This window comes from Spiroplasma endosymbiont of Poecilobothrus nobilitatus (assembly GCF_964030655.1).
Lineage (GTDB): Bacteria > Bacillota_I > Bacilli_A > Mycoplasmatales > Mycoplasmataceae > Spiroplasma.
In genome coordinates this window covers 1,043,533-1,061,319 of record NZ_OZ034915.1, presented here as the reverse complement: position 1 = coordinate 1,061,319, position 17,787 = coordinate 1,043,533, and the positions used below count along the sequence as shown (strand labels likewise).

Below are 17,787 nucleotides of genomic sequence, written 5' to 3'. Positions count from 1 at the left end.
CGCGTGTATATTAACGGCACCGGTAATCCATATATGGCTGTTGCTGGCATGGGTGACACGCTAACTGGTTTAATTGCTAGTTTAGTTGGTCGGGGTTATGAATTATTTGAAGCAGCAATTGTTAGAACTTATTTACACGGGTTAGCTGGTGATGAAATTTCACAATACAAAAAACCAGTTTTACCAACAGACATTATTGACCAAATTGGTTTTGTTTTAGCAGAACTTATTGGAAGTGAAGATTCTATTAATTTCAAAAAAATAGTTATTTTGGTTATTTCGATAACTTTTGAATTTGTTATAAATTGATTAAAATGAAAGATGGAGAATAATAATGCGCCAAATTTTAAAAAGTTATTTAAAATCATATTTTAAAAATTGAATTGAAGCCGGAGGTTTAATTCTTTTTATTATCATTATTATTGCAACAATTGCCGGAATTTTATCAGGTGCTTTACAATATAAAATAAAATATAATGATTTAGTATATACATCTGAACAATGAGATTATGATTTTAGCGTTGAAGATTATAAACCTAATTTTATGGAAGATTATTATTTACATAATAAGTTTATTGATAAAAATAAGCAAGAAATTAATGTTACAGGATTTCCTCAAGCAATTTTAAATGAAAACAGCAGTTGGTGAAAAACAACAAAAAGTGTGTGTGGTACTATTGCAAGTACAGAATTACAGCAAATTTGTTCAACAAGTCAAATTATTACTAAGTTAGCAGAAGTTGCGCAATATCGAGGAATGAAGCAAAACATTGATGGCGTTAATCCGATTGGCTATTTTTATTTTAAAAAATATAATTGAAATCAACCAAAAGAAATGGTAACACGCTTATTACTAAAAAAAACTTTGTCAGAATATTCTGTTGGTGTTTTTGAAACCATTTATTTTAAACAAGAAAGTGGTTCAAATTATACTTTAAAGATTACTCCTGCGGTAGTACAAAATCTAGAACAGACAGCCCCCGTTAATTTTAGCCAATTGAAATTATACCAAGGACAGTTGCTAACAGCAGATGACGAAGCGGTTGTTAGTAGTTTATTTGCAGAGCAAAATCATTTAAAAATTGGAGATATTTTTCCAGTCATTCAAAACAACCCAAAATTTAATTTAAAAATTGTTGGGATTGGAAATAATTTAGATAATTTTATTAAGCGGACAAATTTAAAAATTAATAGTAACAATGATATTCGTAAATACGGTGTGTTATTTACAACTGAGCGTTTCCAAACTCAATTGCAGGATGCAAATGTTCGTGGTGAGTTAGGGAATATTACTTTAAAACCAAGTCAAAAAATTTTAATTAAATTAAATTCAACAAATGCAATTTTAACTTTAAAAGAAAATTTAGCGCGGGGTTATATTAATCCAACAGAAACTTTAATTCCATATGAAAATAATTATATTGCAATGCAAACGCAAAATATTAATATTCAAATTATTTTATATAGTGCAATTGGTTCGGTGCTTTTATTTTTAGGTTTTATTTTTATTAATTATACGATGAAAAAAGAGATGAATAAAACTCGTCGCCAAATTGGAATTTTTAAAGCTTTTGGTTATCAAACAACGGAATTATCATGAATTTTTTCAACAAAGTTTTTTGTCACGATGCTATTTGGTATTGTCTTAGGATATTGTGTTAGTATTCCTATTCAGTTATATGTTAATACATTATATACAACGGGATTATTAATTCCATTTAAACTAATTTATGTTTCCTGATGATTTATGCTAATTTTGTTTTTAGTTATCCCAATCTTTTTTACTACTTTATCATTTTTATTTACAATGAGTTATTTAAAAAAACCAAGTTTGGTATTAATTAATGGTGCTGGAAAAATGCATTTTTATGGTTTAATAATTGGGATTAAAAAAATTTTTAGTAAAACAAGTTTCTTGTTTCGAATTCAATTAGCATTTACTTTAAAAGGATTTTGAAAATGAATAATTGTAATGTTTATTTTCTTTATTTCTTCATTACTCTTTATCATTCAATTTAATGCATCTGATATTTTTCGTCAAATTGTTTATTCGTTTAGTAATGTTTATCAAAAAGATGTTGATCATTGATTCCAATTTCCAAGTTTATTAACAATGGCAACAAGTCATCAAACTCCAACAGGAGAAGAAAAATTAAAATTAATAAATAATAATCATTTTCGAGTGTTACCAACAAGCGATGTTGAACAAACCCAAGCTGTTTCATTAACAAAATTTAATGAATTAGCAATGGACATTCATCATAATCCGATGGATATGGAATTATGAAAAAAACTCTTTCTTTATCAGCCAATTTATCAGTCAGTTTATTTAACTGATTTAATTCAAGTTGTTAAAGATATAAAAAATATAACAGGAGGAAATTTACTAGATTGAGTAAAAAATATTGTTAATTTAAGTAATCTGATTGACCAAACACATATTAAGACAGTTGTTAGTTTTAATACATTGTATTATAATCCCCAAACAGAATTGCCAGTTCTTAATTTAGCTGTAACTCCAAGCAATCGTGAAACAGCAGTAATTAGTGATCTTAATTTAAAAGGGATTGAACCAAATACTTGGACAAAGTTTTACCAAATGGAAGTTGTTAACAAAACGGTTATTAACGAATTGTTTGCAGCACAATTAATAAGAACACAAATTCCTGCAATTATTTCAGAAAAAATAGCTAAATTAAATAATTTAAAAATTAATGACACTTTTGAATTTACTGTTAAAAATGTAAGATCTCCGTATAATTTATCAATTGTTGTAAAGGGAATTAATAAAAACGATACAACAGGAAGCGATGTTTTTATTAATGCTAATACTATTCGGTTTTTATTTTATGATTTTAACGAAAAACAAGTACCAAATGATTTTTATGATGGGGTCATTTCTAAGGAAAAAATGATTTATGATAAGATTAACCCAAAAGATTTACTAATGGGTAAACAAGATTATAAGATTACATTGCAAAACTTAACAATTAATATTTTTAACCATGATATTACTGACAATTTAGGAAAAATTATGACAACAATAACTAGTGATGGTAGTGATATTAGTATCTTTACGGGCCCAAATAATGTTGAATTAATTACCTTGCAAAAATTATTAGCATCAGCAGGATTGGAAATATTAAATGATTCATTGTTAATTTTACAAATATTAAATGGAATTATTATTTTCATTATTTTAGCAGTTATTACTTCTTCGGTAATTGATGAAGCTAGCCAAGTTATTTTAACAATGCGAGCCTTAGGATATAAACCATGGCAAGTAAACTTTATTGTAATTGGTAATTATGTTCTTGGTGTTTTATTTACCTTCTTCCTTTCATATGTCATTTCCTTAATAATTTGGTACTTTGCTGTTAACATTATTTTAGAACAGTTTAAATTTGTTATTAATTTACTATTAAATTGACAAACATCATTAAAAGTTGGAACTATTATTAGTATTATTTTAGTTCTATCATGACTATTATCTATGTATTTAGTAAAAAAACAAAAACTAAATGAATTAACTTAGTAAAATAGGTTATAATAAAATTATAAAATTTTAGATTAAATCGTTGATTTAGGAATAGTAATTAATACGCTTATCGTCAGAGAGGTTATGATTGGTGCAAATAACTGGTGAGATATTAAGGAATTCACCTAATGAGAGCCGCTAATCCCAGCCGGATTATTGATATTAATGATTCGTTAACTGTAATTAAGACTATTTATTAGTAAAAAAAGATAGTGCCGTAAAAATTGCTCCTTGTTTATATTTTTTTAATATAGACAAGGATTTTTCTAACTTAATTAGGCTTCAGCAAGAAAGGATTAAACAATGGAAAAAGAATTAGACTTATTATTTACCCAAGCAACAAAAAGCATTAAAGCAGCAAAAACAGTGGCGGAAGTTAATGCAGTTCAATTAAAATATTTGGGGAAAAAATCAATGTTGAATGATTTATTAAAAAAAATGAAAGATTTAACGCATCAAGAACGTTTAACAATTGGTCAAAAAGCAAATCAAATTAAAGGGGAATTAACTGAATTATGTCAAGTTAAAAAAACCGAATTAGAAAATGCTTTATTAATTGCAATAATTGAACAAGAAAAAATTGATTTATCATTACCAGGATATAATTTAGTATTAGCAACAAAGCATCCATTAAACCAAGTTATTGATGAAATTTCGCAATTATTTCAAGAATTAGGATATGATATTGTGTTTGGAACTGAAGTTGATGATGATGAATATAATTTTCAACGCTTAAATTTACCATTAGGGCATCCAGCTCGTGATATGCAAGATACATTTTATTTGTCTAAAAACACATTATTACGAACACATTGTACCAATATGACAGCCCGTGCAATTTCACAGATGAAAAGTAAAAATGAAATTATTGCAATGATTTCAACTGGAAATACTTATCGTCGTGATGATGATGATGCTACACATTCACATCAATTTATGCAAGTTGATGGGTTTTTAGTTGCTCCAAATATAACTTTTGCTAATTTAAAATGAACAATTCAATACTTTTGCCAACGGATGTTTGGTGAAACAACGCAAATCCGTTTACGGCCAAGTTTTTTTCCATTTACAGAACCATCTGTTGAAGTTGATGTTACTTGTGTTAATTGTCAAGGTAAAGGTTGCTCAATTTGCAAGCAAACTGGTTGAATTGAGATTATGGGGTCTGGGATGATTAATCCGCTTGTTTATCAAGCATGTGGACAAGATCCAACATTAACTGGTTTTGCCTTTGGAATTGGCATTGAACGAATTGCGATGTTAAAATATGGCATTGATTATATTCGTCGTTTTTATACGAATGACATCCGCTTTTTAGAACAATTTAAGAAATTTGATTAGGAGGTTTAAAATGATTATTACAAGAAGATGATTAAATAAATATATTGATTTTACTGATATTAGTAATACTGATATTGTTGCTGCTTTAAATATCTTAGGTTTTGAAGTAGAACGTACGCATAATTTTGATCGTAATAGCAATATTGTTTGTGGTCGAATTCAAGTTGTTAATGAAATTACTGATACGCATTTAAAGTTTTGTCTAGTTGATACAGGACAAGAATTAGTTGACCCAATTGTTTGCGGAGCTAGTAACCCAGCGGAAAATGGATATGTTGTTGTTGCTCGTTCAGGAGCAGTGTTAGCAGATGGCGCAAAAATTGCAAAACGTGAAATTAAAGGATATGCTTCGGAAGGAATGATGTGCTCATTAAGTGAATTAGGAATTGCTGAAAAATATTTAACCCCAGCTGAACAAGATGAAATTATTTTAACTTTTAATGAAAAAGAAGGTTCATATGATATGATTGGTGCTGAGGATGTTTTAACTAAAATTGGTTTAACTGATTATTTATTTGAGATTGATTCAACATTAAATCGCAGTGATTGTTTAAGTGCTTATGAATTAGCACGTGAATTAGCGGGCTATTTTAAACGTGAATTATTTCCGTTAGAATTAGAATCAACAGAAAATTTAAAAGAATATCAAAATCCATTAAAAGTAGTAATTGCAACATCAACAGTTGAATCAGCAATTAGTGTTAATGTTAAATTAACGCCAGAAAAAAATCCGCTAAAATTATCAGATCGAATTTGGTTAAAAATTAATGAATATCAATCAAATGTAGCAGACCCATTTGGCGATTTAGCAATTAAAGCAACACTTGAAACAGGGCAACCATTATTACTTTATGATTTTAATAAAATTAAAAACCCTTTAAAAATTACTGATGATTATGAAAATAAAACTTTTAATATTAAAAAAGGTGATTTAGTAGTTCTTGATGGGAATGAATTTGTTGAATTAATTGGTGTTCGAGTTAATCCGACTTATGCTATTAGTGCTACAACAACGCAAATAACAGTGTTAGCACTCCATTTAAATCATATTATAATGCGCCAACAACAACGAAAAGTTGGTATTAGTAACATTAATTTACAACGTTATATCAAACCCCTTAGTTATGCTACTGTGGGATTAGGATTATCACGTTATTTGTATTTATTAAAAATTAATGGTTTCTTAGCCGAGTTATCAGTTTTAAACTTTATTAAAGAATATAAGAAAACAGTTGATCCAATTAACATTACTTTACTTGAGATTAATCAATTTATCGGTCATTCTTTTACCTTATTAGAAATTAAAGATTTATTAGAACCATTAACTTTCCAATTTAAAGAAGAAGGCGGACAATTATTTGTGACACCACCAGTAACTCGCACCGATATTTTTCAAAAAGCTGATTTGATTGAAGAAATTGCACGGTTATTTGGTTATAATAACATTGTTTCTCAACCGCCAGTCTTACCAAATTTAGTTAAAGCTAAATGTCCTACTGAAAAAAAAATTAAAAATTTTGAAACTTTCTTTTTAAATAATGGTTTTTATCAGGCAAAAACATATGCGTTAGTTAAACAAGAAGAAATTACTCATTTTAACTTTTTTAATTATCAAAAACCATATCAATTACTATCTCCATTATCGGAAGAACATGCCGTAATGCGGTTAAGTTTAACAAATAGTTTATTAAACAGTGTCAAATATAATAATGCTCGAAATCAAAAAAATGTTAAATTATTTACTGTTGAAAAAATTTATGCAAATGAGAAAAGTTATTATCATGGTGCATTTGCAAGTCAAACAGAAATTGTCCAAAATAAAATAACAGGCGATAGTCTTTCTAATTCGTATTATTATATTAAAAGTTTATTGGAAGCTTATTTGCAAAGTGAACAAATTGATATTGATGAATTATCATATCAACCAGCACCAAAAAATAAAATTTACCACCCTTATCAAACTAGTCATGTTTTTTTAGGAAAACAATTATTAGCAATTATTGGTGTGATTCATCCTAGTTATCAAAAAAAAGTTGATTTAAAAAGTGCAACTTATTTTGGCGAAATTAATTTTGAGGTAATTTTTAATTATCCGCATAAAAAACAAACATTTTTCACACCGCCTTCTAAATTTAGTGCAAGTAGTCGTGACATTTCAATTTGAGTACCAGTAACAGTAACCTACGAACAAATTAAGAAAAAGATTTTAACAGGAGTTAAAAATGTTGTTGCAATAGAAGTTATTGACCAGTATTTTGATCATAAAGAAATGCCTAATCATGTTGCTTTAACAATTAGTTTTACATTTAATGATATGGCAAAACAGTTAACTGAAACAGATATTAACCAACAATTTGAACAAATTAAAATGAATTTGAAGAAATTACAATTACAAATTCGCTAGAAAAAAACATTTATGTATTTGAGGATTAAGGTAATAAAACTTAATCCTTTTAATTAGAAATTGGCTTATTTTTCATATAAAAAGAACATCTTTTGAAGCAGATGTTCACTAGTTATTTTATTTTTTTAATATATTCATGTCATTCATCAATGGCTGCATAATAATCTTGATATTCTTCATTATGAGTAGGATGATATTTTGCAATTAACATTCTAAAAACAATATTAATTAGCATCAACCGTGAAACATAACGGGGATTATCGACATAAAAATTTAGAATTTCAGTATTTTCTAAGGTTAGTTTTTGCAAATTAGGTGGTCCTTTATATTCTTTATTAATCGTTAATAAAATAATTTTAACATTTCGTTTTGTTGCAATTTCAATTAGGAAATGATATTCAGCATCTTGTAAGCTTTTTGAAATTAAAATTAATAAATCATTTTCACTAAGAGTTTCAATTAATTGAATTGTGGCATAATAATTAACAAGATAAGTTGAGTTATATTTTAAAACATTTAAGTGTAAATTTAAATTTTCGCAAATTAAAGTATGGCGACTAATTCCCCAAATAACAATTCGTTCACTCGCATGAATTGTATCAATGAGTTTTTCTAATTGATTAACTTTTAAATTTCGATAAGTTTCATCTAAGGCATAAGTATGCAGTTTATAAATATTATCAATAATATTATGGAGAGTTGTCTCATTTTCTTGAATATCAAATTCCTTGATATTATTATATTTTCCAGCAACTCATACTTTAAATTTACTATAATTTTCAAACCCCAATTTTTTAATTAAACGACTTAAGGTAGAAGTATTGATGAAAAGACTATCTGCTAATTCGTTAATAGTTAACTCTAGAACACTCTGAATGTCATTATTTAATTTTTCAATTAATTGAATTTGTAAATCAGTTAATTGGTTTTCTTTTTCGTATGTTATAATTTTCATTTTGGCTCCTCATTTTTTTACAGCACATTTATATTTTATAAAAATAAATGTATAATTATATTATATTATATTAATGAATAATTTAAACAAAATATTTATTAGGGTAAGATTATTCAAATTTGGCAACAAAAGTCAATAATGAGGGAACAAAATGATTTATACAGAAACATATTTTATTAAACAACCGCAGGTTAGTGTCGATATACCATTAAATATTAGTCCAGAATTACTAGATTATTCGGTTAATATTAGAGGAATCAAAGATGTTAATATTAAGGGAATAATTACTTATCATCCAAATCTTAATGCAATTAATATTGTTGCGACAATTATTGGCGAAGTTGTTGTTGAGGATGCTCAGACATTAGAACATTTTGCTGTTCCAATTAATTTAGAATGAAATGATGAATATAGTTTTAAATTTTATAAAAAAAGTGATATTAATTAATTAAATGAGCAAAATTTTGATATTGGAATGGCAACACTTTTTAGGACACTTTTTATATAGACATTTGTTTTCTAAAAGTAACTGGAGATAAATAATTTAAACTGCCATGAATTCGAATATTGTTATATCAATGCACAAAATCAAAAAGTTCGTATTTTAATTGTGTTAAATTTTTAAATTTTTTACCCTTAATAAATTCAGTTTTAAAAGTTTTGTAAGTTGTTTCAGCCACAGCATTATCATAAGGGCAGCCTTTATTGCTTAATGATCTTTTAATATTAAAAGTTATTAAAATTTCATCAATGATTTTATTTTTAAACTCATTACCACGATCAGTATGAAATAGAGTTATTTGATTTAATGGTCGTGTTATTTTATGAAAAGCTTGTTGGGCCAGTTCGGCTGTTTTATTCGGCCCAGCACTATAACCAATTATTTCACGATTAAACAAGTCAATTAATAAACAAATATAATGTCATTTAGCGCCAACTTGAACATATGTTAAATCACTAACAATAACTTCATTAGGTTTTTTGTTATTAAATTGACGATTTAAAATATTATTAATTTGGTCATTATTGACTGTTGTTTTATGATTATGATATTTTAATTTGGTGTATTTAGAAACCAAATTATTTTTGATCATAAAGAATCTGATTTTTCGCCGCGATAAGATGATATCTTTTCTGTTTAAAATAACTTTAATTTTGCGAGCCCCATAAATTTTGCGGCTTTTATTAAAGGTACTGATAATTTCTTGTTCATAATTATTAACTTGCTTGTTAATACATTTATTAGTTTGATAATAATACGTTGATTTTGATAAACCCAAAATCTTACATATTTTTCTTACTGAATATTTTGTTTTGTTGTTATTAATTATTGTTATTTTTTGGCCATTATCAGTGCGGCTTGCTTCAAAATGTCATTTTCCATTTTCAAGTCTTTAAGTTCTTTTCGTAAAGTTATTATTTCATTTTCTTCTAGTGTGCGATTGTCTTTTGCTTTAAATGAACCAGAATTATTATAATTTTTAACTCAACTATAAATAGTTGGTTTTGGTAAATTATATTCTTGTCCTAGATTAATAACACTTTTACCATTTTTATATAGCATGACAATTTGTTTTTTAAATTCTTCAGAGTATGAAGTTTTATTTCCCATTTTTATATTCCTTCTTTCTTAATAATTTTATATAATTTTGAAGTCTATATAATTATGGTCCTAATAATTGGAGCCTATCCATAATTAATTTTGTTTGTTATACTTACAAACCTCAACTTTTTTATTACTATCCCGAACCAACAATCATCGGCATTATATTTTAACGTATAAAAAAGTTAAATAACAATATTAAAAGTTTATATAATTTTCTTTTAAAGTTACCATATTGATGTTTTTTTTATTTCATCAAGAGTTTTCTACAAAATTAAAAAATATTCCTATTAATTTATCTAAAAATAGTGATAAAATAATTAGTGGTGATTCAACTTGACTTGACTTGGCAAGTTTTTTCTGAGGAAGAATTTGCAGCCTATCAAGCGGCTCAAGCGGATTCACGATGAGAACAATTACACGAAAAATTAGTTAAAACAACAAAGGAGGAGAAATAATGGCGGTACCATTTCGAAAAACTTCCAAACAGGCAAAAAGAAAACGCCGAACACATTTTAAATTAGTTGGAGCAACTTTGATAGCATGTAAAAATTGTGGAGCATTAATTAAACCACATAGAGTTTGCTATGAATGTGGATATTATAAGGATAAAGAAGTTATTAGAGTTGATTTTTAATTTTGTAGAAAAATCTTGATATTTATAAAATATACCTAAAATTAAATATATTTTTAATATAAGAGGTGAATAATTAATGGAAAAAATAATTGAAGAATTAATAAATAGTTTAACAGATGATCAATTTTTAGAATTTCATGAAAAAGTCAAAAAAGAAGCAGAATTAATTAAAAAACAAAAACGCTTAAATGAAATTGATCAAAAATTTAGGGATAAAGGTATTAAATGTCCTAATTGTCAATCTTTTTATTGTGTTAAAAATGGTCATAATCCTGAAGGAAAACAAAAATATTTATGCAAAAAATGTCGTGCTAGTTTTGATGCTTTTCGTGATCATTTTACGTATTTAAGTCATTTAAATTATGAACAGTGAAATTTATTGATTCAAATTTCATTATTAGGCCAATCTAGTAAAATGATTTCCCACTTTATTAAAACATCACCGAAAACCGCTTGATATAATCGCCAAAAAATAATGAAATCAAAACAATTAGAAAACACCCAATTAAAATTTAAAAAGTTAAATGGCCAAATTCAAATCGATGAAACATTTATTAAAGAAATCCACAAAGGTAATTTTAAAGATAAATTTGATAAAAGAAAAATTCATCTTGATTCATTTTCAACCAACACTAAATGTTGTGTTAAAATGGCTGTTGACAGCAATAATAATATTTATGTTAAATCAACCAACACAAAACGATTACAAAAACAGTGAATTATTGAAAATATTAATAAACAATTAATCAAAGAAAATTCAATTATTATTTCTGACATGCAACCATTATATTTATTAGTATCAAAACAAACAAATTCTATTTTATTAGCAACTAAAACTAGTATAAATCCTGATGCTAGTTATCGGAAGTTAAATAAAATTAGTAAATTACAATCAAATCTTAAAGAATCCTTAATTCATTATCATGGCTTAGGTTTCACGAACATTCAAAATTATTTAAATCTCTGAAAATGAAAATACCAGCATAAAGGTTTGGAATGGCAACACTTTTTAGGACACTTTTTATATAGACATTTATTTTCTAAAAGTAACTGGAGATAAATAATTTAAACTGCCATGAATTCGAATATTGTTATATCAATGCACAAAATAAAAAAGTTCGTATTTTAATTGTGTTAAATTTTTAAATTTTTTACCCTTAATAAATTCAGTTTTAAAAGTTTTGTAAGTTATTTCAGCCACAGCACTATCATAAGGGCAGCCTTTATTGCTTAATGATCTTTTAATATTAAAATTTATTAAAATTTCATCAATGATTTTATTTTTAAACTCATTACCACGATTAGTATGAAATAGAGTTATTTGATTTAATGGTCGTGTTATTTTATGAAAAGCTTGTTGGGCCAGTTCGGCTGTTTTATTCGGCCCAGCACTATAACCAATTATTTAACGATTAAACAAGTCAATTAATAAACAAATATAATGTCATTTAGCGCCAACTTGAACATATGTTAAATCACTAACAATAACTTCATTAGGTTTTTTGTTGTTAAATTGACGATTTAAAATATTATTAATTTGGTCATTATTGACTGTTGTTTTATGATTATGATATTTTAATTTGGTGTATTTAGAAACCAAATTATTTTTGATCATAAATAATCTGATTTTTTGCCGCGATAAGATGATATCTTTTCTGTTTAAAATAACTTTAATTTTGCGAGCCCCATAAATTTTGCGACTTTTATTAAAGGCACTGATAATTTCTTGTTCATAATTATTAACTTGCTTGTTAATACATTTATTAGTTTGATAATAATAAGTTGATTTTGATAAACCCAAAATCTTACATATTTTTCTTACTGAATATTTTGTTTTGTTGTTATTAATTATTGTTATTTTTTGGCCATTATCAGTGCGGCTTGCTTTAAAATGTCATTTTCCATTTTCAAGTCTTTAAGTTCTTTTCGTAAAGTTATTATTTCATTTTCTTCTAGTGTGCGATTGTCTTTTGCTTTAAATTAACCAGAATTATTATAATTTTTAACTCAACTATAAATAGTTGGTTTTGGTAAATTATATTCTTGCCCTAGATTAATAACACTTTTACCATTTTTATATAGCATGACAATTTGTTTTTTAAATTCTTCAGAGTATGAAGTTTTATTTCCAATTTTTATATTCCTTCTTTCTTAATAATTTTATCTAATTTTGAAGTCTATATAATTATGGTCCTAATAATTGTAGCCTATCCAGTGTATTAATCTAGGGCAAGAATATAATTTACCAAAACCAACTATTTATAGTTGAGTTAAAAATTATAATAATTCTGGTTAATTTAAAGCAAAAGACAATCGCACACTAGAAGAAAATGAAATAATAACTTTACGAAAAGAACTTAAAGACTTGAAAATGGAAAATGACATTTTAAAGCAAGCCGCACTGATAATGGCCAAAAAATAACAATAATTAATAACAACAAAACAAAATATTCAGTAAGAAAAATATGTAAGATTTTGGGTTTATCAAAATCAACTTATTATTATCAAACTAATAAATGTATTAACAAGCAAGTTAATAATTATGAACAAGAAATTATCAGTGCCTTTAATAAAAGTCGCAAAATTTATGGGGCTCGCAAAATTAAAGTTATTTTAAACAGAAAAGATATCATCTTATCGCGGCAAAAAATCAGATTATTTATGATCAAAAATAATTTGGTTTCTAAATACACCAAATTAAAATATCATAATCATAAAACAACAGTCAATAATGACCAAATTAATAATATTTTAAATCGTCAATTTAACAACAAAAAACCTAATGAAGTTATTGTTAGTGATTTAACATATGTTCAAGTTGGCGCTAAATGACATTATATTTGTTTATTAATTGACTTGTTTAATCGTTAAATAATTGGTTATAGTGCTGGGCCGAATAAAACAGCCGAACTGGCCCAACAAGCTTTTCATAAAATAACACGACCATTAAATCAAATAACTCTATTTCATACTAATCGTGGTAATGAGTTTAAAAATAAAATCATTGATGAAATTTTAATAACTTTTAATATTAAAAGATCATTAAGCAATAAAGGCTGCCCTTATGATAATGCTGTGGCTGAAATAACTTACAAAACTTTTAAAACTGAATTTATTAAGGGTAAAAAATTTAAAAATTTAACACAATTAAAATACGAACTTTTTGATTTTGTGCATTGATATAACAATATTCGAATTCATGGCAGTTTAAATTATTTATCTCCAGTTACTTTTAGAAAACAAATGTCTATATAAAAAGTGTCCTAAAAAGTGTTGCCATTCCAAATGAAAACTTTCTATAACAATATTATCTGCACAGTGGCATTTTTTCCCCATTGAAATTATAATACCGTTAGATAAACATTTATCGTGATAAATAGTGGATGTATATTAATATCCGTGATCTGAGTGAATTATTATTCCATTCAGATCTTTTTTTATTAATTTTATTTTATTAATTGCATCATTTAAATTATCGATTACTAATTTATTGTCATTATATTTAGATCACTTTACATCAACTATTTCTTTAGTATATCCATCAATAATTGTTGATTGATAATATCTTTCTCCTTTTCAATTTAAATATGTTACATCAGTATATAGTACTGAAAACCTTGTTTTTATATCATTGAATTTACGATTAATTAAATCAGGATATTGTAATAAGCTTTTTTATTTATTCTGTTTATACTTTATTTTTCTTCTCATTTTTCTTACATATTCAGGTTGTATTTGATTATCACGCATAATTCTTAAAACTTTTTTTGAATTATATTTTATACCATAATCTTCTTTTAAATATTTAGTAATTCTTCGATAACCAAATTGTTTTAAATTTTCTTCATAGACTTTTACAATATCATTTATTGCTTTTTTATCTTTTTTGCTACTGTCATAATTTTTATATTTATCTCAATAACTACGTTTTAACCCCGTTACTTCTAGTAATAATTTTATTGAATATTCACGACATTTTTTTAATAAAAGAGACTATTCTTAGTTTGCTTAATTGTAAAAGTCATGGAGCTTTTTTAATAATTCATACCTTGTTTTATAATATTATAAATTTCTTTTGACAAAAGAAATTTTAGGTCCTTTAGGATTGTTTAATTTTCCTTTTTTATGATTTGTTCATCAAGATTCTACTGTATTTGCATTTATATTATATTGTTTTGCTACTATTCAACAACTTTTTTGTTTAATTTCCTCAATGATTTTTGTTCTAAATTCTGATGTATATTTGTTATATTTTTGTCCTTTTTTGCCATATAAAAATGCACCCCCTATAAAAATTTAACAAAATCTTTTTTTTATTTTACTTACTTTTTGGGGTGCAGTCTTAGAGATTCTTTTTTTTTGTAAACTATAATGTTGTATTTACAATTTATATTTTTAAAAAACCTTTAAATTATTGACCAATTAGTATGGTCATTTTTTTTTGTAAAAAATTTTTTGGGAAAAGTGTTGCAATATGGGAAATAGTATAATACAATATGTATGAAAGTGGGGGAGAATGGGGTAAAATGGCATTATTAGGAACTTACAATCATACATTAGATGATAAAAGACGATTAACAATTCCTTCTAAAATGAGAGAACAGTTTAAAGATGATAAAGTCTTTATTTCTCTTGGTTTTGATGGTTGTATTGATGTTCGTAATGAAGTTGAATGGTTAAAGTGAACAGAAAAAGTTGCTTCAACTGGACAAGCCACAGCCGAAGGGCGGGCTTTGACACGGAAAATTATGTCAATGTCTGATGAAACTACTTTCGATAATGCTGGACGAATTAAAATTTCGTCCATTTTGCAAAATAAAGCAAATATTACAAAAAATGTTGTTATTATTGGAAACAATGACCACTTAGAATTATGAGATCCGAAAGTTTGAGAAGTATACATTGAACAAGCACCAGGAATCGAAGAAGCGGCAAAAAATTTTGAGGAAAAAATTTAACGTATGGAATTTAAACATCAAACAGTCTTATTGCAAGAAGCAATTGCCGGTTTAAATGTTCAAAACAATGGAATTTATGTTGATTGTACTTTAGGGCGAGCTGGACATAGTCTTGAAATTTTAAAGCATCTTTCAAATGGAAAGTTATATTGCTTTGAGCAAGATGAAGCAGCAATTGTTGCTTCTGAACAAATTTTGCAGAAGAGTAAATATCGTAATTATGAAATTATTAAAAATAATTTTGTTAATTTAGCTGCCGAATTACAACTACGACATGTTAAATTAGTTAATGGGATTTTATATGACCTCGGAGTATCATCACCACAATTAGATGATGATAACCGTGGTTTTAGTTATCGCTATGATAGTCCATTGGACATGCGGATGAATCAAAATCAAGGATTAACGGCAAAAATAATTTTTAATACTTATTCGCAAGAAGCTTTAGTAAAACTTTTTCAAGATTATGGTGAAGAACCATTTGCAAAAGTAATTGCAAAAAACATTGTTATTTCTCGTAATGAACAAGAAATTGTTACTACTTTCCATCTTGTTGAAATTATTAAAAAAAGTTTGCCACAAAAGATTTTAAAAAAGGCAAAACATCCAGCAAAACGAGTTTTTCAAGCATTACGAATTGAAGTAAATCAAGAGTTATTTGTTTTACAAGAATCATTACGACAAGCAACAACTTTATTGGCGGTTCATGGTCGGTTAGTTGTAATTTCATTTCATTCATTAGAAGATCGTATTGTTAAAAAATATTTTCAAAGTTTAACAAAAGATCCTAATTATGAAATAAATCAACAGCTACCAGTAATATCACATTTTGAAAGTGATTATCAGATTATTACTAAGAAAGCAATTGTACCTTCGGTAACTGAACAAACAAACAACCATCGGAGTACAAGTGCTAAACTAAGAATATTAGAACGGGTGAAATAATATTCTAAAATTTAAAAAGGAGGTGAACGAAGTGGATTATAAGTTAAAAGAAGTATATGCTGTGTTAGAAATTAAAAATTATAGTTTTAGTTTTATGGTTGGTGTTTATACTGAATCACAAATTAAAGTGCTTTATAAAAGGCATCTTGAATATCATTTTTGTGATAATGGTATCATTATTGATGAAAAAAATGTGGCCAAAGAATTAGTTAATTTAATTAAAGATGCAAATCGACAATTAGGAATTGTGATTGAACGGGTGGCAATTAGTATTCCAGCAAATAATATGACAATTAAAACTTCAACCAAAATGCTAAATTTAACACATCATCGTCTAATTACGAATAATGATATTGATTCATTAATTACATTAGCAAAAGAAGTTCCTTTATTAGATGATGAAACTGCTTTTTTTATTAGACCATATCGTTACATTCTTAATGAACAAAAAGCATTATCAGCGCCACCAATAGGGCGGGCGGCGCACAAAGTAAGTATTAAGGCAATTGTTTATGTAACAAAAAAACAGATTATTCAAAGTATTTTTGCGACACTTAAATATGCCAAAATTGAAGTTATGGGTATCCTTCCAGAAGGGTTTAGTCTTGCGTGAAATATTGCATCACCAGTTGATTTGCAAAATGGGATTACAATTATTAATTGAGATTATGATAATGTTATCGCTTATGTTTTTGTTCGTGAAACTTTATGTGAACAAATTATTATTCCGGGTGGGATTAAAAAAATAATTACGCGGTTACGTAATGTCTTAAGTTGTGATAATAAGCAATCACTAAAGTATTTATATAAAATTATTAATTTAAATAATAATAGTAAAGATAATTTAATTATTTATAGTAAATATGATCATCAGCAACAAACACAATTAAATTTTACCCATTATGATTTAAAACGAATTGTTAATCATGTTTTAACAGAAGAAATGGAAACATTGAGTGAAAAGTTAGCTAATAGCTTAGGGCGCTATAACTATCCAGTGGTTGTTGTTGGTGAAATTTTGCGAATTAGTGGGTTTAAAGAAAATCTGTTGTCGTTAAATAAAGATAAAAATGTTACCGTTTATATTGCTTCAACATTAGGTTCAAAAGAAACATGATGTACTGGCTTATTGGGAAATATTTATTATCAACATTTAGCAAATAAAGTTAGTGCAACAAATATTCAATCGGTTGATCATCGTTATATTCGTTATCTAAATAATAATGGTGATAAAAAAGGACCACGAAATGACAAATATGGTGAGCATCATCAACCAGGTGGCAATGTTAACCCGGCACAAGGGGTTATGCCGCTAAGTAAGCAGCATTTAAACGGTTCACAACAATATCGACAAAAATACTACCAAAATATCAAAATATTAAATAAATAGTATAATATATAAAAAA

The 17,787-nt window shown here is 26.5% G+C and carries 15 protein-coding genes and 1 pseudogene; 12 read left to right on the top strand and 4 right to left on the bottom strand.

All coding sequences use genetic code 4. From position 1 onward, the window contains the following. The first annotated feature begins 3 nt into the window (after positions 1–3). The 4 genes from AAHM76_RS06155 to pheT all read left to right on the top strand — a co-directional run bounded on the left by AAHM76_RS06155 (position 4) and on the right by pheT (position 7,283). Entirely contained in the window at positions 4–375 is a 372-nt protein-coding gene (locus AAHM76_RS06155) for an ADP-dependent NAD(P)H-hydrate dehydratase (RefSeq protein WP_342255775.1), read from the top strand. Continuing rightward, positions 335–3,535: an ABC transporter permease gene (locus AAHM76_RS06150; RefSeq protein WP_342255774.1), complete on the top strand. Its 3,201-nt coding sequence runs from the start codon at positions 335–337 to the stop codon at positions 3,533–3,535. Before AAHM76_RS06155 ends, AAHM76_RS06150 begins: the two co-directional genes overlap by 41 nt. Positions 3,536–3,841: 306 nt before the next feature. Beyond that, complete coding sequence (gene pheS / locus AAHM76_RS06145; protein WP_342255773.1) at positions 3,842–4,879, top strand: phenylalanine--tRNA ligase subunit alpha; 1,038 nt, start codon at positions 3,842–3,844, stop codon at positions 4,877–4,879. Between the two features lie 10 nt (positions 4,880–4,889). Continuing rightward, positions 4,890–7,283 carry a phenylalanine--tRNA ligase subunit beta gene (pheT, locus tag AAHM76_RS06140; protein ID WP_342255772.1) on the top strand — a complete coding sequence of 798 codons (2,394 nt, stop codon included), beginning with the start codon at positions 4,890–4,892 and terminating at the stop codon, positions 7,281–7,283. A gap of 112 nt (positions 7,284–7,395) precedes the next feature. On the opposite strand, the gene AAHM76_RS06135 is transcribed toward pheT, so the two are convergent. After that, the gene (locus AAHM76_RS06135; RefSeq protein WP_342255771.1) at positions 7,396–8,238 is read right to left on the bottom strand and encodes a MurR/RpiR family transcriptional regulator; all 843 of its coding nucleotides are present in this window, start codon (positions 8,236–8,238) and stop codon (positions 7,396–7,398) included. A gap of 151 nt (positions 8,239–8,389) precedes the next feature. On the opposite strand from AAHM76_RS06135, the gene AAHM76_RS06130 reads away from it, so the two are divergent. Then, positions 8,390–8,686, top strand: a complete 297-nt coding sequence (locus tag AAHM76_RS06130; protein ID WP_342255770.1) for a hypothetical protein — start codon at positions 8,390–8,392, stop codon at positions 8,684–8,686. Positions 8,687–8,738: 52 nt separating this feature from the next. On the opposite strand, the gene AAHM76_RS06125 is transcribed toward AAHM76_RS06130, so the two are convergent. Further along, positions 8,739–9,850, bottom strand: a protein-coding gene (locus AAHM76_RS06125; RefSeq protein ID WP_342255769.1) for an IS3 family transposase whose coding sequence is annotated in 2 segments (ribosomal slippage) — positions 8,739–9,601 and positions 9,601–9,850 — 1,113 coding nt in all. Because the reading frame shifts where the segments join, the coding sequence is not laid out codon by codon here. 448 nt (positions 9,851–10,298) lie between these two features. On the opposite strand from AAHM76_RS06125, the gene rpmF reads away from it, so the two are divergent. Further along, positions 10,299–10,478 (top strand): 50S ribosomal protein L32, encoded by a 180-nt coding sequence (gene rpmF / locus AAHM76_RS06120; protein WP_342255768.1) that lies wholly within the window; start codon positions 10,299–10,301, stop codon positions 10,476–10,478. A 76-nt stretch (positions 10,479–10,554) separates the two neighbouring features. Then, entirely contained in the window at positions 10,555–11,538 is a 984-nt protein-coding gene (locus tag AAHM76_RS06115; protein WP_342255767.1) for an IS1/IS1595 family N-terminal zinc-binding domain-containing protein, read from the top strand. Here the strand turns inward: AAHM76_RS06115 and AAHM76_RS06110 are convergent. Then, a pseudogene (locus AAHM76_RS06110) lies at positions 11,512–12,563 on the bottom strand (IS3 family transposase). The gene AAHM76_RS06115 and the pseudogene AAHM76_RS06110 sit on opposite strands and share 27 nt — an antisense overlap. Before the next feature lie 390 nt (positions 12,564–12,953). On the opposite strand from AAHM76_RS06110, the gene AAHM76_RS06105 reads away from it, so the two are divergent. Together AAHM76_RS06105 and AAHM76_RS06100 are read left to right on the top strand one after the other, a co-directional pair. Next, positions 12,954–13,349 carry an IS3 family transposase gene (locus tag AAHM76_RS06105; protein WP_342255766.1) on the top strand — a complete coding sequence of 132 codons (396 nt, stop codon included), beginning with the start codon at positions 12,954–12,956 and terminating at the stop codon, positions 13,347–13,349. 204 nt (positions 13,350–13,553) lie between these two features. Next, positions 13,554–13,733: an IS3 family transposase gene (locus AAHM76_RS06100; protein ID WP_342255765.1), complete on the top strand. Its 180-nt coding sequence runs from the start codon at positions 13,554–13,556 to the stop codon at positions 13,731–13,733. 420 nt (positions 13,734–14,153) lie between these two features. Here the strand turns inward: AAHM76_RS06100 and AAHM76_RS08630 are convergent, their stop codons facing one another. Next, positions 14,154–14,315 carry an IS3 family transposase gene (locus AAHM76_RS08630; protein WP_425289480.1) on the bottom strand — a complete coding sequence of 54 codons (162 nt, stop codon included), beginning with the start codon at positions 14,313–14,315 and terminating at the stop codon, positions 14,154–14,156. A gap of 689 nt (positions 14,316–15,004) precedes the next feature. Between AAHM76_RS08630 and mraZ the strand changes: the two genes are divergently transcribed. Genes mraZ through AAHM76_RS06085 form a run of 3 tightly spaced genes read left to right on the top strand, consistent with a single transcriptional unit; the run spans position 15,005 to position 17,771 of the window. Then, the gene (gene mraZ / locus AAHM76_RS06095; RefSeq protein ID WP_342255764.1) at positions 15,005–15,436 is read left to right on the top strand and encodes a division/cell wall cluster transcriptional repressor MraZ; all 432 of its coding nucleotides are present in this window, start codon (positions 15,005–15,007) and stop codon (positions 15,434–15,436) included. A gap of 3 nt (positions 15,437–15,439) precedes the next feature. Next, positions 15,440–16,381 carry a 16S rRNA (cytosine(1402)-N(4))-methyltransferase RsmH gene (gene rsmH / locus AAHM76_RS06090; RefSeq protein WP_342255763.1) on the top strand — a complete coding sequence of 314 codons (942 nt, stop codon included), beginning with the start codon at positions 15,440–15,442 and terminating at the stop codon, positions 16,379–16,381. A gap of 31 nt (positions 16,382–16,412) precedes the next feature. Next, positions 16,413–17,771 (top strand): cell division protein FtsA, encoded by a 1,359-nt coding sequence (locus AAHM76_RS06085; protein WP_342255762.1) that lies wholly within the window; start codon positions 16,413–16,415, stop codon positions 17,769–17,771. Positions 17,772–17,787: the final 16 nt, after the last annotated feature.